Origin of the sequence: Rhizobium oryzihabitans (assembly GCF_010669145.1) — a bacterium.
Lineage (GTDB): Bacteria > Pseudomonadota > Alphaproteobacteria > Rhizobiales > Rhizobiaceae > Agrobacterium > Agrobacterium oryzihabitans.
The window spans coordinates 692,502-711,489 of record NZ_CP048635.1; the positions used below are offsets into that span (position 1 = coordinate 692,502).

Below are 18,988 nucleotides of genomic sequence, written 5' to 3' on the forward strand. Positions count from 1 at the left end.
ACGCCGGAATTTCCTTTCATTTGCTCGCGAGCGGCTTGACTGTTAAGTCTCGTCTGACTATAGAACCGCAACTTTCCAATCATGGCCAGTTGGATTGCCACCCCGGTTTTGCCGGTGGCGAGCCAGTGGTGAAACAGACGAAACGAAATAGGTGTACCCATGTCCCGTGTATGCGAATTGACCGGCAAGGGCGTCCAGACGGGCAACAACGTCAGCCACGCCAACAACAAGACCAAGCGCCGGTTCCTTCCGAACCTCTGCCAGGTCACGTTGATCTCCGATGCTCTCGGCCAGCGCTTCCGCCTGCGTGTTTCCGCAGCAGCTCTGCGCTCCGTTGAACACCGTGGCGGCCTCGATGCCTTCCTTCTGAAGTCCGGCGAAAACGAACTGAGCATGCGCGCTCGTCTCCTGCGCCGCCAGATCGCCAAGAAGACGGCTGAAGCTGCTTAATAGCGGTTTCGACATCATCGATATTCAGAGGGCTTGAATGGCTTTTGCCGCTCAAGCCTTTTGTTTGTTTTAGTTGGCTCTAACTGGTGGCATCACCCAGGATAAAAAAATGCCCTATCTGCGCTATACGCTGATCTACGTTCTCTTGATGACACTGGTGGTCGTCGCCTCCAATATTCTGGTGCAGTATCCGCTTTCCGGATCGCTGTTCGGTGTCAATCTCGGCGATCTTCTGACCTGGGGCGCCTTCACCTATCCGGTCGCCTTCCTCGTCACGGACCTGACCAACCGCCAGTTCGGCCCGTCCATAGCGCGCCGCGTCGTGCTTGCCGGCTTCGTCGTCGGTGTCACGCTGTCCTTCTGGACCTCCATTCCGCGCATCGCCGTCGCATCGGGCACCGCCTATCTGATCGGCCAGCTGCTCGATATTTCCGTCTTCAACCGCCTGCGCCGCCAGCGCTGGTGGCACGCGCCGCTTGCCGGCTCCATGCTGGGTTCGGTGCTGGATACGGCGCTGTTCTTCTCCATCGCCTTTGCAGCGAGTTTCTCTTTCGTTGGCCCCAACGATGCCTTCGCCATCGAAAACGCGCCCATCCTTGGTGTCTTCGCCGTGGAAGCGCCTCGGTGGATTTCCTGGGCGATGGGTGATCTTTCGGTGAAGGTTCTCGTCGGCCTCATCATGCTCCTGCCTTACGGCGCGCTGATGAACACATTGAAGCCGATGCCAGGCGCCGCAAAGCAGGGCTGACATTTTCTGTCAGCTGAATTTGAGGTCGGGCAGGCGTGGATCAAATCACGCTTGCAAACCCGCTGGTGGCGTTGCAGTCTGCCGTCCGTTGCACAGCTAGGGGGCAAATCGGCATGCAGATCAAGGACGTCATCGACATTATAGATGCGACGAGCGCCACGCTTTCGGGCTCCAGCTTCGACGACGTCAATTTGTCGGGAACGGTCTTCAACAATGTCAATCTGGCCGGCACACGCTTCAACGACATCAACTTTTCCGGTGCGTCGTTTACGGACAGCAACATGTCCGGCTGGTCGATCTATGACGTCAATTTCACCGGGTTGAAGCTGAGCAACACAAACCTGTCCGGCGTGCAGATAACGGGGTGCCGAATGACCGGCATGAAGATCGACGGCATTCCCGTCGAGGATATGATGGCGGCCTACAAGGCGGCGCAGACGGTCTGAAATTCACTCCACCAGCTTGAATTCCAGCATCAGGTTGCGCTGGAGGAACGAGTGATTATCGTCGGAAACGATGATGAGGCGCGTGGAACCATCAGGCCCTTTCACGACATCCATGCCTTCCATATTGTCGATCTGGTAGGCCATGCCCGCTTCCATGAGGATTTCGCCATCCACCACCGCGCCCGGCCTGATATCGGCACCACGGATGCGGCGGATGCGCATGCCCACACCTTCCGCGAAGTTGAAGCGGCGCTCCAGCAGCAGCAGATCGCCATTGGGCAAGAAAGCGCCATCCGTCACATCAAATGAGGGGTGATGGGTGACGGCGAATGTGCCCTTCAGCGGGCCTTCCAATATGGCGGCGAGAAGATTGCCGTCGGCATCGATGCTTTTTTCAGCCACCACGACCAGGGCGCCGGCTAGCGGCGAATCGGCCGGCGATACTGCCAGGGCCTCCATGCCGCCATTATGGCGCAACTCGTTATTGGGGATGAGATGCGGCAGGCGACCGAGCGGTTTCGATGTCTCGAAGCCCGGATCGGAATAGATATCGATCCTGTGCCGCTGCTCGTAGCTGACGATAACTTTGCCGTCACGCAGTGCCAGACCTTCCGCATCCATTTCCATCTTGCGCGGCGGTTCGCGCCCGCCCATGTCCAGCATGGGGGTAATGCGAACATCAGCAAGCCCGGACAGCGCGCCGGCTGCATCGCGCATGACTCTGCCCGTCAGCCAGTGGCCGGTATCCAACACCGCTACAAAGTCCTCCCCATTGGGGCGGAAGCGGATGGAAGATATGGCTCCGAACAGTTTTTCCGGCGCGCTCATCACCATGCCGCCGATAAATTCCAGCTTGCCGAAACGTTTTGCGCTGGTGCCGACCTCGAAGCCGGACAGCTGGCGAACGCTCACCGGCACGTCGATGGTGGACGCACCAATCGGAACCGGAACAAGCGAGCCGACCGCCAGGGTAGCGGCAACGACCAGAGACTTGCGGGAGAGGGAAGCCCGGCTCCGCTTATCCCGCACGGCGAACCCTGCGGGACGAACCGGAAGCATTGCTCGTGTCCTCGAAGAGCGCCGCGAGCTGCTCGGTCATCGCGCCGGCCAGCTCGTCCGCATCCACGATGGTTACGGCACGGCGATAATAACGCGTCACGTCGTGGCCGATACCGATCGCCAGCAGTTCCACCGGCGACCGTGTCTCGATCTGCTCGATCACGGCGCGCAGATGCCGCTCTAGATAGTTGCCCGGATTGACCGACAGCGTCGAATCGTCGACGGGCGCACCGTCCGAAATCATCATCATGATCTTGCGCTGCTCGGGCCGGCCGATCAGGCGGTTATGCGCCCACATCAGCGCTTCGCCGTCGATATTTTCCTTCAGCAGGCCTTCGCGCATCATCAGGCCGAGATTGCGCCGCGAACGCCGCCACGGGGCATCCGCCGACTTGTAGATGATGTGGCGCAAATCATTGAGGCGGCCCGGCGAAGCCGGCTTGCCGCTGGCCAGCCATTGCTCACGCGATTGCCCGCCCTTCCAAGCCTTGGTGGTGAAGCCCAGAATTTCCACCTTCACGCCCGAGCGCTCCAGCGTGCGCGCCAGAATATCCGCGCAGGTGGCCGCAACAGTGATGGGCCGGCCGCGCATCGAGCCGGAATTGTCGATGACGAGCGAAACGACGGTATCGCGGAACTGGGTGTCGCGCTCCTTCTTGAAGGAAAGCGGCTGCATGGGATCGATGATGAGCCTGACGAGGCGGGCCGGATCGAGATAACCCTCTTCAAGGTCGAAATCCCACGAACGGTTCTGCTGCGCCATCAGGCGACGCTGCAGCCGGTTCGCCAGACGCCCGACGGCGCCCTGAAGGTGGGCGAGCTGCTTGTCGAGAAAAGCGCGCAGGCGGTCAAGCTCGGCTTCGTCACATAGTTCCTCGGCGTGGATCTCCTCGTCGAATTCCTGGGTGAAGATGCGGTAATCGACCTTTTCGTTGAAATCGTCGAAGGGGCTGTTGGGACGGCGGGTCTCGCCGGGCGTCTCGGAATCCTCGTCGAGATCATCGGACATCTCCTCGTCCGACATCTCGGCGCCGTCCATCTCGCCTTCTTCCATTTCCTCCTGCGAGGCCTCGTTTTCATCGGCCGGCGTCGCATCGGAACCGGCCTCTTCCTCGGCCTGCTCTTCCTCTGTCTCGTTGGTACGCGGCTGATCCTCGTTGGACTCCGCCTCCTGACTGTCAGGCTCGTTATCCTCGTCGCCGAAATCCTCCGCCATCTGCATGGAGGTCAGCATCTTGCGCACCAGCCGCGAAAACGCCTTCTGATCGGTGATGACGCTGGAGAGATCCTTGAGATCGCCAGCGGCCTTGTCTTCAATGAAGTCGCGCCACAGATCGAGAACCTGACCGGCGCTTGCCGGTGGCTTTTCGCCTGTCAGTTTTTCGCGCACCAGCAGGGCCACGGCTTCGGCAAGCGGTGCGTCATCCTTGTTGTTGATGCCCGAAAAATTCGCCTTGGCGTATTTTTCGGTGTTCATGGCCTGGATGTTGGAAGCCATGCCCGGCATGCGCAGCGCGCCGATGGATTCCACCCGCGCCTGCTCAACCGCATCGAAAATCAGCCGCGCTTCTGCCCCTTGCGGCGACATCACCGCATGGGTGTCGGCGTCATGGCAGGCAAGGCGCAGCGCCATGGAATCGCCCAGACCGCGCGTGACGGCGATTTCCTGCGCGGTGGGTTTCTTGGATATTTCCGGCAGGCGCATGCGCTCGCCGGCAAGACCGGGCCGCTCATTGGCGAACACGACCTCGACCTCGGCATCGCCGGCAACGGATCGCACGCATCCGGCAATCGCCTGACGCAACGGCTCCGTATCGACCGCCGTACCCGGTTTTGCTCTGGAATTGTCGCCGCGCGCTGCCATTGTCTTTCCTGTCATTTGTCGACGCGTGGGAGCCGCTCATCAATGGATGCGCGGCCCGCCAGCATCTTCAAGTCATCGGTGATCTTCTCCGGAAAAGCCGGGGACTATCAGGCGCTGAGAACAATGTTCGCAGCACTTTCCTTCAGCTCGACGCCGAAAGCCCGCTGATATTGCTCGGCCACCAGCGTGCGCTCCAGTTCGTCGCACTTGTTGAGGAAGGTCACGCGGAAGGCAAAGGCGAGATCGCCGAAGATTTCCGCATTTTCCGCCCAGGTGATGACGGTACGCGGGCTCATGACCGTGGAAAGGTCGCCGTTGACGAAGGCAGAACGGGTCAGATCGGCAACACGCACCATCTTGGAGACGGTTTCGCGGCCCTTCGGATTATCGAGGCTCTTCACCTTGGCGGCAATGATGTTCACTTCCTGCTCATGCGGCAGGTAGTTCAGCGTGGTGACGATAGACCAGCGGTCCATCTGCGCCTGGTTGATCTGCTGCGTGCCGTGGTAAAGGCCGGTCGTATCACCGAGGCCGACCGTGTTGGCGGTCGCAAAAATGCGGAAGGCCGGGTGAGGACGGATGACGCGGCTCTGGTCGAGCAGCGTCAGGCGGCCGGAGGATTCCAGCACGCGCTGGATAACGAACATCACGTCCGGGCGGCCGGCATCATATTCATCGAAGACGAGCGCGACATTGTGCTGGTAGGCCCAGGGCAGAATGCCGTCCTTGAATTCGGTAACCTGCTTGCCGTCCTTCAGAACGATGGCATCCTTGCCGACGAGGTCGATACGGCTGACATGGCTGTCGAGGTTGACGCGCACGCAAGGCCAGTTCAGGCGGGCAGCCACCTGCTCGATATGGGTGGATTTACCCGTGCCGTGGAAACCGGAGACCATGACACGTCGGTTGTGAGCAAAACCGGCAAGGATCGCAAGCGTCGTGTCGCGATCGAAAAGATAGTCGGGATCAAGGTCAGGCACATAGGCGTCGCCCTGGGAATAGGCGGGAACCCGCAGATCCGTATCAATGCCGAAAACCTCCCGTACAGACACCGTCGTGTCGGGCAGGTTGGAAATATCAAGGTCGATTTTGCTCATCACGTCTCCAAGGCGGGCGGCAGCCACCCGGCCACATCATCAATCAGGCGGTAAACACGTAAGTTGGCTTAGCAGAAACCTGACTGCTTTAACAATTGATATGCTTGAACAACAGCCCGAAAACGTTCTTCCGAACCACGATCGCCACCATTAGCATCAGGATGGTGCTTTTTGACAAGCTCCTTATAGCGCCTTTTTATCTCTTCCTGCTTCGCACTGGCGGCAAGACCGAGCGTATCGAAGGCTTTCGCCTCCAGCGTCTTCAATTTGCGGTCCTGCTGCATGCGCTGTCCGCCTGCCCTTGCGCCACCCGCAAAGCCGCCGGCGAAGCCGAAGGGATCGCGAATGCGGGCATTGCCGCTCGCAGTGCCGGATCGAAGTGTGGAGTGCAAAGGGCTGTCGCGCGCCGTCTTGTTGACGCCCACCGTCCAGGTGGGGCGATGGCCGGTGATCGCCTCTTTCTGGTAACGGGCGATCTCGCCGTCGGACAGGCCCGAGAAATAATTATAGCCCTTGTTGTATTCCTTCACATGCTCAAAACAGAACAGGAAGAATTGCCCCTCGGCATTGCGGCCGACGGGTGCGCGGTGAACGCCCGGCTTGTCGCATCCGTCCCACTGGCAGGTGGGGGCCTGAACCTCAGGTTCCCTCTCCCTTTTCCGGCGCGTGCGGATGCGGTCGAAATATTTCGAATCCAGTTTCATGATGCCCTGATTATGGGGTGCGAAAAGCCGCACAACAAGAATTGACAAAACGGAATGTTACAGGCTTTTAGGTAGCCCCCTTCAAGACCAGCCAACGAGAATGGAGCCCGTCGCATGTCCCTGCGAGAACGCATAGAAACCAAGCTTCGGGAGAGCTTTTCACCGGAGCGCCTGAGGGTCGTCGATGAAAGCCAGATGCATGCGGGCCACCAGCCTGATATAACCGGCACAGGCGAGACGCATATGCGTGTTCAGATAGTGTCGGAAAGCTTTTCCGGCAAGTCTCGCGTCGAGCGCCACCGGGCGATCAACGCGCTTTTGAAGCCGGAACTCGATGCCGGCCTGCATGCGCTGGCGATAGAGGCGGCGGCGCCGGGGGAAGCGGTGCGGTTTTAAACCTCGAGCAAGCCCCCTCATCCGGCCCTACGGGCCACCTTCTCCCCGGCGGGGAGAAGAAAACCTGCGGCAGCGCCGTGCTCAAAGCTCAGACATCAATGCAGCTGCAGCAATGCTGTTTCGTATGGCATTGCCAAAGCGGCTTGTTCTTCTCCCCGGTCGGGGAGAAGTGCCGGAGCGAAGCGAGGCGATGAGGGGGCGCCCTCACCGTATCGCTCAAAATCTTACCCCGGATGCTTTTCCGACAGGAAGGACTGCACCTCGGACGCCGCAACATCATCGGCCACGAAGGACTGGCCGATGCCGTGGGTGAGGATGAAGGTGAGCTTGCCGCCCTTGACCTTCTTGTCCTGCGCGATTGCCGTCATCAGCGTTTCGACCGGCGGCAACTCGCCCGGAATATCCTTCATCGTCGTCGGCAGGCCGACAGCCTTCAGATGCGCTTCAACGCGAGCGGCATCGTCCGGGCTTGCAAGGTTGAGCCGCGCGGAGAACTGGTGCGCCAGCACCATGCCGATGGCGACGCCTTCGCCATGCACCAGCCGCTTGCTATCGTAATTGGTCGCCGCCTCCAGCGCATGGCCGAATGTATGGCCGAGATTAAGGAGGGCGCGCACGCCGTTTTCCTTCTCATCCGCCACCACCACATCGGCTTTCGCCTGGCAGCTCGTTGCAATCGCCTGAATGCGGGCGGGTCCGCCGGTGCGGATGTCATCCCAGTTCTTTTCCAGCCAGAAGAAGAAATCCGGCTTGTCGATCAATCCGTATTTGACCACTTCGGCATAACCGGCGCGGAATTCACGCGGGCTCAGCGTATCGAGCACGGCCGTATCCGCCAGCACCAGATCGGGCTGGTGGAATACGCCGATGAGGTTCTTGCCATGGCGGCTGTTGATGCCGGTCTTGCCGCCGACGGAGGAATCGACCTGCGCCAGAAGCGAGGTCGGTATCTGCACGAAGCGCACGCCGCGGCGCACGATGCCCGCTGCAAAACCGGCGAGATCGCCGATCACGCCGCCGCCGAGCGCGATCACCGCATCGTTACGCTCCACCCTTGCTGCCAGAACCGCATCGCAGACGGTGACCAGATGTTCGAAGCTCTTGGTCTTTTCGCCGGCCGGCAGGGTCAGCGAGACGGCCTCGATGCCATCCGTCTGCAGGCCATCCATCAGGCCTTCGAGGTAAAGCGGCGCGACATGTTCATCGGTGATGATGGCCGCGCGCCGGCCCTTCAGCCGCGCCGAAATCTCGCCGCCCGCCCGGCCGATCAGGCCCGGCCCGATCAGAATGTCATAGGCGCGCTCGCCGAGCGGCACATGGACGAGACGTTCATCGGCGTGGATTTCGGAAGGCGTCATGGGGATCAGTCTTTCTGTTCGATGCCGGCTATGGCGGCCAGCACTTCTGTCACGATGATTTCCTTGCGGACATCGCGGGATTCGATGGTCAGATCCGCCTCGGCATAGATCGGGTAACGTTTTTCCATCAGGGCCGCGAGCGTCGCCTTGGGGTTTTCGGTCTTGAGAAGCGGGCGGTGGTCACGCTTGTTGACCCTTTCCCAGAGCACCTCGAGATCGGCCTTCAGCCACAGCGAAATACCGCCGCGCGTGATGTGCCGGCGGGTATTGTCGTTGATGAAGGCGCCGCCGCCGGTGGAAATGACCTTGGGGCCGCCGCGCAGCAGCCGCTTGATGACCCGTGTTTCCAGCGCCCGGAATTCCTCCTCGCCATAGGTGGCGAAAAGCTCGGCTATCGTCATGCGCGAAACCCGCTCGATTTCGACATCCGTATCGATGAAGGAGACCTTGAGTTGCTGGGCGACCATGCGGCCTATCGCGGATTTTCCAGCCCCCATCAGCCCGACAAAGACGATGTTGCGCCGTCCGAGCTTTGCCCGCGCTTGTTCCCCGAGTGTGGCCGGGACGGATAAATTCGTTTCATTCATAAATTTGAAAGCCCGTTTGGCATGGATATCTGCAAATGTTTACGAAGCGTCAAGCCAAATTGCTGACTGAATTGCGTTGAATCACAATCAACGCCGCATGCGGCGCGGAGTAGACGTCGGCTTTTTGATCTTGCTGCCGCTATCGCCGCACCGCATATAAGTTTCGACCGCCACCTTCACGGAGCCGCCATGCCCACCCTCTTCCGCTTCACGATGATACTGGCGACCATTGCGGGGTTGATCTATGGCGGCATGGTGCTGCTTGTCATGTTCGTTCAGCCACGCGACCGCGAAGTGACCGTGCGCATTCCTTCCGAGCGGCTGAACCCACCGGCGGCTGAGCCGGCCAGGCGCACCCCATGAACGCTCAGGCGGCAGGAGGGCGCGATGGCGCGCGGCTGGAAAGCTTTCTGGAAATGATGAGCGCCGAGCGCGGCGCCGCCACAAACACACTCTCTTCCTATGAGCACGATCTTTCCGATCTGCGCGAATTTCTCGGCCAGCGCGGCCAGTCTTTGACGGAAGCGGGCACCCCGGACCTCTCCGCCTATCTGACCCATCTTTCCGCTCAGGGCTTTGCCGCCACTTCACAGGCAAGACGCCTGTCCTCCATGCGGCAATTCTATCGTTTCCTCTATTCGGAAGGGCTGCGCAGCGACGATCCAACCGGCATCATCGACGCCCCGAAAAAAGGCCTCACCCTGCCGAAAACAATGAGCGTCGACGATGTGAACAGGCTTCTTGCCCTTGCCGCGCAGGAAGCCGCCACATCCGGTCCCGGCCAGCTTGCCCGCATCCGCATGCATCTGCTGCTCGAGCTTCTTTATGCCACCGGCATGCGTGTGAGCGAACTTGTCTCGCTGCCGGTTAAGGTGCTGCGTCAGGAAGGCCGCTTCCTGATGATCCGCGGTAAAGGCAACAAGGACCGCATGGTTCTTCTTTCCCGCGCCGCCATCGAGGCGATGGAAAAATACGAGGCTGCCAGAAAGGCGCTCGCGCCGGAGAAAAGCAGGGCGGCCGCTACGCAGAAAAAACCGGAGACACAGGAGAGCCCGTGGCTGTTTCCTTCGAATAGCAAGGAAGGTCACCTGCCCCGCCAGGTCTTTGCCCGCGACCTCAAGGATATTGCCATTCGTGCGGGTCTGACCCCATCCGCGGTATCACCGCATGTCCTGCGTCATGCCTTTGCCAGCCACCTTTTGCAGAACGGCGCTGACTTGCGCGCCGTGCAGGAACTGCTGGGCCATTCCGACATTTCCACGACACAAATCTATACACATGTGCTGGAAGAACGCCTGCAAGAGCTGGTACAAACACATCACCCCCTTGCCAAACAGGGCAAAAACCTTGATTAGAGCGACCGGAACCGCCGGATAATCCGGTCAAACCTTGCGCAAAACGATCGGAAACGGATCTCATGCACAATTATCTCGACTTCGAAAAACCTATCTCGGACCTTGAAGGCAAGATCATCGAGCTGAAGAAGCTTGCCGATGAAGACGAGAGCATAGACACCTCGGAGGAGATCAACCGTCTGGAATCGCGCGTCAACGATGCGATGCAGGACATCTATTCCAAGCTGAACGCCTGGCAGAAAACGCAGGTCGCGCGCCATCCGCAGCGCCCGCATTTCGTCGATTACGCCAAGGCGTTGTTCACCGATTTCACGCCGCTTGCCGGCGACCGCAAATTTTCCGAGGACGCGGCTATTCAGGCGGGCCTTGCCCGCTTCAACGGTCAGCCCGTCGCCATCATCGGCCAGGAAAAGGGCAACGACACCAAAAGCCGCCTGAAGCACAATTTCGGCAGCCCGCGCCCGGAAGGTTACCGCAAGGCGATCCGCGTGCTGGAGCTGGCTGACCGTTTCTCGCTGCCGGTCATAACCCTCATCGATACGGCAGGCGCCTATCCTGGCGTCGGCGCGGAAGAGCGCGGCCAGGCCGAAGCCATCGCCCGTTCAACGGAAATGTGCCTCAACGTCAAGGTGCCTATCGTCTCCGTCGTCATCGGCGAAGGTGGTTCGGGCGGCGCCATCGCGATTGCCACCGGCAACCGCGTCTACATGCTCGAACATGCGATCTATTCGGTGATCTCGCCGGAAGGTGCAGCCTCCATTCTCTGGCGCGATTCGACCCGCGCCAAGGAAGCTGCAACCAATATGAAGATCACCTCGGAAGATCTGAAATCGCTTGGCGTTATCGACGGGATCATTCCCGAACCGATCGGCGGCGCACACCGTGCACCGGAAACCGTGATCGGTGCGACCGGCGATGTCATCGCCAAGGCGCTGGCCGATCTCTCCCAGCGTTCCGGCACACAGCTGCGCGCTGAACGCCGCCAGAAGTTCCTGGATATTGGCCGGAATCTCTAACGCCGGCCTTATTTTCCTTGAATATCGCCCCAACTCGGCCATAGTCCGGTCACATCAAAAGATGTATCGGCGGCCGCGGGGCGGGTCCGATTTGAGTTAAGAAGATGTAAACGGTTAATACCGTATTTAAAATACACGCGTGCTGGTGTAGAACTTGCGCCGCTTCGTGCCATCGTCTTTCGGATCAGATCATGCGTTTGACACATTTTGCCCTTCTCGCCTGCACCGCGCTCATTCTTACCGGCTGCAACGATACGCTCGAAACCGTGGAACGCGACGTTTCCCACGTCAAGAACAAGGTCGATTACCCGCTGTCTCCGTCCATTCTGGCCGAGATCGACAAAAGGGGCATGGACCGCACCTCGCCGATCATGATCCGCATCTTCAAGGAAGAAGGTGCCTTGGAAATCTGGAAGGCCAGACGCGACAACCGCTTCGAGAAGATCGCCGGTTACGAGATTTGCGCATGGTCCGGCAAACTCGGACCGAAGGTGAAGGAAGGCGACCGGCAGGCGCCGGAAGGTTTCTACAACCTGACGCCCGCGCACCTTAATCCAAACTCGAAATATTATCTCGCCATCAATACCGGCTTCCCGAACCGCTACGATGCCGCCAATGGCCGCAACGGCACCAATCTGATGATCCATGGCGCCTGCTCATCGTCAGGCTGTTATTCGATGACGGATGCGCAGATTCTTGAAATCTATGGTTTTGCCCGTGACGCCTTCAAGGGCGGCCAGAAGACCGTGCAGCTGCAGGCCTTCCCGTTCCGCATGACGGCGGAGAACATGGCCCGCCATCGCCAGAGTGAGCATCTCGAATTCTGGAAGATGCTGAAGGTCGGTTACGACAACTTCGAAGTGACCAAGCGCCCGCCGGAAGTGAATGTCTGCGAGAAGAAATACGTCTTCAACCAGCAGACGGAAGGCGGCAGCTTCAACGCCTCCGCCCAATGCCCGGCCATGAGCACGCCGCCGGCGCTTGTCAGCGCGCTTTCGAGCTACGAGAAGACCTACGATCTCGCCTATGAAAAGGCGATGTCGAAATATGACGGCATGGCCTGGTACGACCCGAGCGAGGCGGAGCGCAAGGCGCTGGTCGCCGAAAAGCGCAAGGGCCGCGAACCTGCCTATGCGCCAACCGGCTCGGCGCTAAAGGCCGGCAAGCTGATGAAAGAAACGGAATATGCCGCGCTGATGGAGAAGAAGGCGCAGCAGGTCACGTCGTCCTCACCGGCGACCACCGCAACAGCCTCGTCCCTGCGCGGTCCGCGTCCTTCCGCTGTTCAGCCCGCCGCTCCGCAATCGAACCCTGCCCCGGCAGCACCGACAATGGTTGCCGCTGCCACTCCGGCGCCTGCAGCTGCCGGTCAGGGCGGAACTGCCGCCCAGGGCATCCCGGTTCCGGCTTTGAACCCGCTCGCCTATTCCGCCGCTCCACAACCGGAAGCGCCGGAAAAGAAGCCGTTCTGGAAGTTCTGGGCCAAGGAATGAGCGGCACAGCCGAGATCGTTTATGATTTGAGGGGGCTTAAATGCCCCCTTCCGGTTTTGAGAAGCCGCAAGAAGCTTGCGGCGCTGAAGGCGGGCGATGTCTTGACTGTCGAGACGACCGATCCGCTGGCCGTGATCGATATTGCCCATATGTGCAATGAGGACGGGCATAGGCTGGTGGAGACGGTTGCGCTGGATAAGGGGCATCGGTTTCGGATCGTAAAAGGGGCGTAATTCGCTGCGTTTTAACCTTCGAGCCTGCGGTTTACCCCCTCTGTCCTGCCGGACATCTCCCCCTCAAGGGGGAGATCGGATGGGGCAGCCGCTCGTTTTCTCACAACGTCTGCAATTGCAGTTAAGATGCCCATAAAGATATTCGGAGCAGGCCTCTTGCCAATCTCCCCCCTTGAGGGGAGATGCTCGGCAGGGCAGAGGGGGTAACCACGGCTGTGAATGTTGAAAAGCGCCGCGTGCCCTAAAACCGCAACCCGGAAACCGCCAGCGGATTATCCGTCATCGCCTGCCTGTCCGGCCGGTCGATGCCCGGCGCGCCGGTGAAGGCGGCAAACAGGTCCTGCACGAAAGCCTCCGGCAAATCCTTGGTGATCAACACCATGCGCGTGCGCTGATCGGATGGATCCGGCCAGGCTGCGAGGCGTTCGGGCGTGTGGAAAATACTCTGGACCCCATGCAGCACCAGCGGCCGGTCCGGATTATCCGACAGCTTGACGACGGCCTTCATGCGCAACAGCTTTTCCCCATGCGCCGAGCGCAGCAAATCCACGAACATATCGATCGCCATCGGGTTGATCGGCTTGTCATGAACAATCGAGAAAGAGCGGATCGATGCATCGTGACGGTTCACATCGTGATGGTGACGGTGATGGTCATCATCATCGCCATGATGATGGTGATGGCCGTGCCCGAGGTGGTCATGGTCGTGATGGTGGTGATCATGTGCCGCCTCCTCACCCAGCCAGCGGCCGACATCGGCATTTTTGCTGCCGGGATCGTAAAGGCCGTTGTCCAGAAGTCCCGCAGCACTCCAGTCGGCCTTGTCGCCATCCTCGATTGTCGCGCGCGGATTGAGGGCCTGAAGACGCGCCGTCAGCGCCGAAATCGCGGAAGCGTCGGCAAGCTTGCGCTTCGTCATCACCAGCCGGTCTGCCACGGCCGCCTGTTTCACTGCCTCCTCATGATTGTCGAGGGTGGAAAGGCCATTCACGGCATCCACCACCGTGACCATGCCATTCAGGACGAAATTCTGCGCGATCACCGGGTTGCCCATGACCGATTGCATGACAGGAGCGGGATCAGCCAGGCCGGTCGTCTCGATCACGACACGCTTCACCGGCTTCAGCTTGCCGGTCTGGATGCCGTCCATCAGTTCCGCCAGCGTATCCACCAATTCGCCGCGAACGGTGCAGCACAGGCAACCTTCCGCGAGTTCGATGATCCCCTCGCCTGCGCTTTCAACCAGCATGTGATCGATGCTGACATCACCGAATTCATTGATGATGATCGCGGCATCGCTCATCTCAGGGTCTTTGAGAAGCCGGTTGAGAAGCGTCGATTTTCCGGCGCCGAGAAATCCGGTGATGATGGAAACCGGTATACGATCGCGAGACATGCCTTGCCTGTATGTTGAGGGCCGCTCCGGCACAACCGGAACCGCGCGATAAAAACAGAAATCGCCCGGGCCCTGAGACCGCGAGCGACACTGTAATATCATAACAGATCAGGCCTGCGAATACCCAATCCGCAAAGCGCGTCCGCCCTCGTCCATTGAAGAGAGCGGTGCCGACAATCAAAATGTCGGGCGCGGGATCGGGATAGGCACGTTGGCCAGCTCACCCTTGCCGGCAGCTCCCTTAACGGTGTTGACCGCCACTGTCTCGCTGCCTGGAATGAGGCCGGCGAAGGAATATTCCGGCGGGCGGGTCATTTCCGTGACGTAGGGCGAGTGGATGACCATCCGGCCCGCCTCATCGCGGCTTTCGCTGCGCACCTTGGCGGCCTTCGGATTGCAAATCTCGGCACTCACGTCATTTACTTCGCCGGTGTCGCCATAGGGCGCCAGCGAGGCGAGCGAAACACCCTGGCCCGACGGCGCGGTGAGACCCATCTGCAGAAGATCGGCCGACTGATCGGTTCGACCGGCAAGGCTATCTGCGCCCAGAACGACGGTGATGACCGAACGGCCGTTGCGCACGGCGGATGACACCTGGTTGAAACCGGACGCACAGATGAAGCCGGTCTTCATGCCGTCCGCACCGTCGAAGCGGCCGACCAGCATGTTGAAATTCGCATAGTTCTTTTTGCCGGTGGTAACGCCCTCAAGAGAGAAATAACCGGCATATTCCGGGAATTCCCGCTTGATGATCAGGGCCAGAAGGGCAAGGTCGCGCGCGGTCGTATATTGCCCTTTGCCGGGCAATCCGTTGGCATTGACGTAACGGGTGGAGCTCATGCCCAGCCGTTGCGCCTGCGCGTTCATCTGCGCCACGAAATTCTCGCTGGTGCCGCCGATGGTTTCGGCGATGGCGACCGCGATGTCATTGGCGGATTTGATGAGCAGCAGCTTCAGCGCGCTGTCCATCGTCAGCTTCTGGCCCGGCTTGAAATACATTTTCGAGGCCGGCTGGTCGGCGGCCTTCTTGCTCATCACCACCTCGGTCTGCGGGCTGAGCTTGCCGGCCTTCATCTGCGAAAAGGCGATATAGGCGGTCATCAGCTTGGTCAGCGAGGCCGGATACCACTTGCGGAACGCTTCCTGATGGGAAATCACCTTGCCGGTTTTGACATCGACCACCATTTTCGGATTGGCATTCGCCACGGGTGCTGCGGCAACAAGGCCTGCGGTCATGATGGCAACGACTGCGGAGAGCCGCCGGGCGGCGTTTGGCGATTTGAATATCTGTGGCAAGGCTTGTCCTCGAATTCCCGTCTTCGGTCGGGGAATGGCAATATTCACCATATATGTCCTAGCAATGGCAAAGTACATTGATTACGTCAATTATGCGGCGCACTATCCACCGCGGAGGATAGGCTTTTGCGACATACCGCACCGATAAACCCAGGAATGAACGAATGCCGATTTTGAACAGAGCCGCCGAACTTCAGCAGGAAGTCAGCGAATGGCGGCGTCACCTGCACGAAAACCCCGAGATTTTGTATGATGTCGACAACACCGCGGCCTTCGTTGCGGAGAAGCTGAAATCTTTCGGCGTTGACGAAATCGTGACCGGCCTTGGCCGCACGGGCGTGGTCGGCATCATCAGGGGCAATGTTGCGGGTGAGCGCACAATCGGCTTTCGCGCGGATATGGATGCTCTTCCCATTCTCGAGGAAACCGGCAAGCCATGGGCTTCCAAAACGACAGGCGCAATGCATGCCTGCGGTCATGACGGTCACACCGCAATGCTGCTCGGCGCCGCAAAATATCTTGCCGAAACACGCAATTTCGCCGGCTCGATCGCCGTCATTTTCCAGCCCGCCGAAGAAGGTGGCGCGGGCGCGCTCGCCATGGTCGAAGACGGCCTGATGGAGCGCTTCGGCATTAACGAGGTCTACGGCATGCACAATATGCCGGGCATCCCGCTCGGCTCCTTCGCCATCCGCAAGGGCGGCATCATGGCGGCCCCGGACAAGTTTTCAATCACGGTCAAGGGCCGCGGCGGCCATGCGGCGCAGCCGCACCGCACCATCGATCCGATCACCATTGGCGCACAGATCGTCGGCAACCTGCAGATGATAGCCTCACGCAACGCCGATCCGATCCGCTCGGTGGTCGTCTCCGTCACCCGCTTTCACGCCGGTTCCAGCCACAACATCATCCCCAATGATGCGCTGATCGCCGGCACCGTGCGCAGTCTGGACGAGACGGTGCGTGATCTCGCGCAAGATCGCATCAAGCAGATGGCGGAAGGTGTGGCACTTGCAAACGGCGCGGAAGCCGAGGTCGTCTATGAGCGTTATTGCCCGGTAACCTTCAACCATGCGGACGAGACCGACCACGCCATTCGCGTCGCCCGCGATGTCGCGGGTGAGAGACATGTCGATCCCGATGTCGACCCTTCCATGGCGGGCGAGGATTTTTCCTTCATGCTGAAGGAAAGGCCGGGTGCCTTCATCTTCATCGGCAACGGCGATTCGGCTGGCCTTCACAATCCCGGCTACGATTTCAACGACGACGCCATCGCCTACGGCATTTCCTACTGGGTGAAACTGGCCGAACAGCGCCTGACGGCCTGATTGCCGGCTGATACGAAGAAAGCGGAGGAACAGATCAACCGTGGCAAAGAACGCGGTTGATCCGCCGGCGACGGCAGGTTAAAGAGCAATTCAGTGTCCACGTAGCTCAGCAGGATAGAGCACAGGATTCCTAAGGCAAATTGGGGGTTGCGCCCGGAAACGACGCAATCGATCTGCTCAAAGTCGGGGAAAGCTTCGCTGGTCTTCCAGCATGCCAATCCCGAGCCAAGCTCCGGAGAAATCCGGTGAAGGTGTAGAGACTGGATGGGCAGCACCTAAAGGCCTGATGGCTCATGGTGAAGGGACAGTCCAGACCACGAACGTTCTGTCCGATGACGACGGGACGGCGGCTAAAGCCGAAGTGGTATGAATCCTGGGGTCGGAGGTTCGAATCCTCTCGTGGACACCATTTTCCTGAATATTATCCCGTGAAAACAATAGATTAGGCGTCTTTCGCGAGGACTGATCCACCTCAGTGGCGTCGGCAGGATGCAATCAAATTCCCGTGATATGGCTATTTTGCACGTCTCGTTTCCCTCGATAACCTCGCGCCTTCACAACACACGCCTATCTAAGTCACTGAAGAACGTCGAAGGAGGCATAATGATCGACCAATATGGCCCGCACGTGCAGATGGGCACGCTTGCTGAGCAAATGGCCGCCCGGTATCAGAAGGACACAAACCTTGAATTGGAATCGCACCTGGCGCACTACATGGAAGAGGTCGAGGTGAACATCAAAGCCGACAGCTTCGACCATATTGGTTTTATGAACAAGATCAGCGGTCGGCTGACGACGACGCTTGCGGGAACCATCGACCCGAGGCGACGGGATTTTCTCCAGGCTGTGGTGATCGCGCTTCAAGACCGGGTTGATCGTCACCCATTCGATGTTGCTGTCGGCAACACCTAGACGCGCCGGTCGCGCTGAAAATCTGATCGACTTGGCTGCATCGTCGAAAAGCAAGGGCTGACGAAGGCCCCGGACGCGACAGATGCGGCTCCGCCGCCAGTGGGCGGTGATCCTGGGCGGCGTTCCATGTATTGTCGACAGACGATTCTCCGTCAGAGTGCATCCATGGAAACTTCTCTCTATCAACCTGTGAAAGCCTTTCTCGAAAAGGCTGGCTATGTGGTCAAGGGAGAGGTCGGCAATTGTGATCTCGTTGGTTTAAGTGACGGTGACCCACCCGTCGTCGTGATTTGCGAACTGAAACTGGCTTTCAATCTCGAGCTGATCCTTCAGGCGGTTGATCGCGGATCGATCTCTGACGAAGTCTGGATCGCAGCGAAAATGTCCGCCCGAGGGAAAGGACGGGAGACCGATAAACGTTATCGAGACCTTTGTCGTCGTCTGGGGATTGGAATGCTTGGGGTATCGGAAGACGGTCACGTCAATATCATCGTGAGCTCTGTTTCTCCCATGCCTCGAACAAATCCCAAACGACGGTCGCGGCTTATACGCGAACACCAGAAGCGCAGGGGTGATCCGGCGCTTGGTGGCAGCACGCGTACGCCGCTCATGACGGCATATCGCCAGCAGGCGCTTGGATGTGCGAAAGCCTTGGCTCAGGGGCCACTGCGCGTGCGTGATGTGAGGCTGGACGTCCCTGATGCGGGCAAAATACTGCTCTCAAATGTATATGGCTGGTTTGAGAGGCTTGACCGTGGGGTCTATGGTCTGACCGATGCTGGCCGCGAAGCGGTGGTGCGTTGGCCGACATAAGCGCCGCACCTCAAAGAGCACACCACCTTGGCTATTCAAACCTGAGCCACGAGACACCTTGAACAAGCTTGCCCCCGCGGGAGCAAGCCTTTCACTGCCAGCCAATCTTTTTCCGCCTGCCTACACCGCCACCGGCGTAATCCAGCGCGGATCGGCACTTCCTGCGCTATCCACCACCGCTTCGACGAAAGCCACGCCCTTCAGCCCGTCATGGGCAAGCGGGATGTTGCGGCCGATGGCATCAGGCTCGCGTCCTGCCTTGCGGGCGCGGATAGCTTCCGCGAAACCGGCATAGAGATTGGCAAAGGCTTCCAGATATCCTTCCGGGTGTCCGGGCGGGGTGCGGGTGCGGGCTTTGGCATCTTCGGAAAGGTCATCCGCGCCGCGTTTGATGGTCTGCAAACGTCCTTCTTGCCGACACCGGACGATTTCAACGC

General features: G+C 59.5%; 21 protein-coding genes. 12 read left to right on the plus strand and 9 right to left on the minus strand.

Annotated features, from left to right (window positions below):
- Window positions 1-159 precede the first annotated feature (159 nt).
- The 3 genes from rpmB to G3A56_RS19885 all read left to right on the plus strand — a co-directional run bounded on the left by rpmB (window position 160) and on the right by G3A56_RS19885 (window position 1,644).
- Window positions 160-450 (plus strand): 50S ribosomal protein L28, encoded by a 291-nt coding sequence (gene rpmB / locus G3A56_RS19875; RefSeq protein ID WP_003509888.1) that lies wholly within the window; start codon window positions 160-162, stop codon window positions 448-450.
- Window positions 451-559: 109 nt separating this feature from the next.
- Window positions 560-1,198, plus strand: coding sequence for a queuosine precursor transporter (locus G3A56_RS19880; protein WP_082185440.1), 639 nt, complete (start codon window positions 560-562; stop codon window positions 1,196-1,198).
- Between the two features lie 113 nt (window positions 1,199-1,311).
- A complete protein-coding gene (locus G3A56_RS19885; protein ID WP_082185437.1) occupies window positions 1,312-1,644 on the plus strand; it encodes a pentapeptide repeat-containing protein in 333 nt (110 codons plus the stop codon).
- A gap of 3 nt (window positions 1,645-1,647) precedes the next feature.
- On the opposite strand, the gene G3A56_RS19890 is transcribed toward G3A56_RS19885, so the two are convergent.
- From G3A56_RS19890 to G3A56_RS19905, 4 genes are all read right to left on the minus strand, one after another.
- On the minus strand, window positions 1,648-2,673 hold the full coding sequence (locus G3A56_RS19890; protein WP_082186038.1) for an esterase-like activity of phytase family protein: 1,026 nt from the start codon (window positions 2,671-2,673) through the stop codon (window positions 1,648-1,650).
- Window positions 2,663-4,567, minus strand: a complete 1,905-nt coding sequence (cobT, locus tag G3A56_RS19895) for a cobaltochelatase subunit CobT (protein WP_082185434.1) — start codon at window positions 4,565-4,567, stop codon at window positions 2,663-2,665. The genes G3A56_RS19890 and cobT overlap by 11 nt, the downstream gene beginning before the upstream one ends.
- Before the next feature lie 107 nt (window positions 4,568-4,674).
- Window positions 4,675-5,664 carry a cobaltochelatase subunit CobS gene (gene cobS, locus G3A56_RS19900; protein ID WP_003509875.1) on the minus strand — a complete coding sequence of 330 codons (990 nt, stop codon included), beginning with the start codon at window positions 5,662-5,664 and terminating at the stop codon, window positions 4,675-4,677.
- A gap of 68 nt (window positions 5,665-5,732) precedes the next feature.
- Complete coding sequence (locus tag G3A56_RS19905) at window positions 5,733-6,368, minus strand: J domain-containing protein (RefSeq protein WP_035222802.1); 636 nt, start codon at window positions 6,366-6,368, stop codon at window positions 5,733-5,735.
- A 114-nt stretch (window positions 6,369-6,482) separates the two neighbouring features.
- On the opposite strand from G3A56_RS19905, the gene G3A56_RS19910 reads away from it, so the two are divergent.
- Window positions 6,483-6,764, plus strand: a complete 282-nt coding sequence (locus tag G3A56_RS19910; RefSeq protein WP_035222555.1) for a BolA family protein — start codon at window positions 6,483-6,485, stop codon at window positions 6,762-6,764.
- Between the two features lie 224 nt (window positions 6,765-6,988).
- On the opposite strand, the gene aroB is transcribed toward G3A56_RS19910, so the two are convergent.
- Window positions 6,989-8,122 carry a 3-dehydroquinate synthase gene (gene aroB, locus G3A56_RS19915; protein ID WP_080838074.1) on the minus strand — a complete coding sequence of 378 codons (1,134 nt, stop codon included), beginning with the start codon at window positions 8,120-8,122 and terminating at the stop codon, window positions 6,989-6,991.
- A 5-nt stretch (window positions 8,123-8,127) separates the two neighbouring features.
- The gene (locus tag G3A56_RS19920; protein ID WP_080838076.1) at window positions 8,128-8,709 is read right to left on the minus strand and encodes a shikimate kinase; all 582 of its coding nucleotides are present in this window, start codon (window positions 8,707-8,709) and stop codon (window positions 8,128-8,130) included.
- A 189-nt stretch (window positions 8,710-8,898) separates the two neighbouring features.
- On the opposite strand from G3A56_RS19920, the gene G3A56_RS19925 reads away from it, so the two are divergent.
- The 5 genes from G3A56_RS19925 (at window position 8,899) to G3A56_RS19945 (ending at window position 12,806) form a co-directional block, all read left to right on the plus strand.
- Entirely contained in the window at window positions 8,899-9,072 is a 174-nt protein-coding gene (locus G3A56_RS19925) for a histidine kinase (protein ID WP_082185432.1), read from the plus strand.
- Complete coding sequence (gene xerD / locus G3A56_RS19930; RefSeq protein ID WP_082185430.1) at window positions 9,069-10,064, plus strand: site-specific tyrosine recombinase XerD; 996 nt, start codon at window positions 9,069-9,071, stop codon at window positions 10,062-10,064. The genes G3A56_RS19925 and xerD overlap by 4 nt, the downstream gene beginning before the upstream one ends.
- A gap of 62 nt (window positions 10,065-10,126) precedes the next feature.
- On the plus strand, window positions 10,127-11,080 hold the full coding sequence (locus tag G3A56_RS19935) for an acetyl-CoA carboxylase carboxyltransferase subunit alpha (protein ID WP_035222548.1): 954 nt from the start codon (window positions 10,127-10,129) through the stop codon (window positions 11,078-11,080).
- Between the two features lie 191 nt (window positions 11,081-11,271).
- Complete coding sequence (locus G3A56_RS19940; protein ID WP_137067598.1) at window positions 11,272-12,573, plus strand: L,D-transpeptidase family protein; 1,302 nt, start codon at window positions 11,272-11,274, stop codon at window positions 12,571-12,573.
- Window positions 12,570-12,806, plus strand: coding sequence for a sulfurtransferase TusA family protein (locus tag G3A56_RS19945; RefSeq protein WP_082185427.1), 237 nt, complete (start codon window positions 12,570-12,572; stop codon window positions 12,804-12,806). The genes G3A56_RS19940 and G3A56_RS19945 overlap by 4 nt, the downstream gene beginning before the upstream one ends.
- 241 nt (window positions 12,807-13,047) lie before the next feature.
- Here the strand turns inward: G3A56_RS19945 and G3A56_RS19950 are convergent, their stop codons facing one another.
- Together G3A56_RS19950 and G3A56_RS19955 are read right to left on the minus strand one after the other, a co-directional pair.
- The gene (locus tag G3A56_RS19950) at window positions 13,048-14,202 is read right to left on the minus strand and encodes a CobW family GTP-binding protein (protein WP_082185425.1); all 1,155 of its coding nucleotides are present in this window, start codon (window positions 14,200-14,202) and stop codon (window positions 13,048-13,050) included.
- Between the two features lie 177 nt (window positions 14,203-14,379).
- Window positions 14,380-15,438, minus strand: a complete 1,059-nt coding sequence (locus G3A56_RS19955) for a D-alanyl-D-alanine carboxypeptidase family protein (RefSeq protein WP_051032459.1) — start codon at window positions 15,436-15,438, stop codon at window positions 14,380-14,382.
- 224 nt (window positions 15,439-15,662) lie between these two features.
- On the opposite strand from G3A56_RS19955, the gene G3A56_RS19960 reads away from it, so the two are divergent.
- The 3 genes from G3A56_RS19960 to G3A56_RS19970 all read left to right on the plus strand — a co-directional run bounded on the left by G3A56_RS19960 (window position 15,663) and on the right by G3A56_RS19970 (window position 18,551).
- On the plus strand, window positions 15,663-16,826 hold the full coding sequence (locus G3A56_RS19960; RefSeq protein WP_082185422.1) for a M20 aminoacylase family protein: 1,164 nt from the start codon (window positions 15,663-15,665) through the stop codon (window positions 16,824-16,826).
- Window positions 16,827-17,429: 603 nt separating this feature from the next.
- The gene (locus G3A56_RS19965) at window positions 17,430-17,738 is read left to right on the plus strand and encodes a hypothetical protein (protein WP_082185420.1); all 309 of its coding nucleotides are present in this window, start codon (window positions 17,430-17,432) and stop codon (window positions 17,736-17,738) included.
- Between the two features lie 165 nt (window positions 17,739-17,903).
- Entirely contained in the window at window positions 17,904-18,551 is a 648-nt protein-coding gene (locus G3A56_RS19970) for a DUF2161 domain-containing phosphodiesterase (protein ID WP_035242877.1), read from the plus strand.
- Window positions 18,552-18,671: 120 nt separating this feature from the next.
- On the opposite strand, the gene G3A56_RS19975 is transcribed toward G3A56_RS19970, so the two are convergent.
- Window positions 18,672-18,953, minus strand: coding sequence for a hypothetical protein (locus tag G3A56_RS19975; protein ID WP_246231396.1), 282 nt, complete (start codon window positions 18,951-18,953; stop codon window positions 18,672-18,674).
- Window positions 18,954-18,988: the final 35 nt, after the last annotated feature.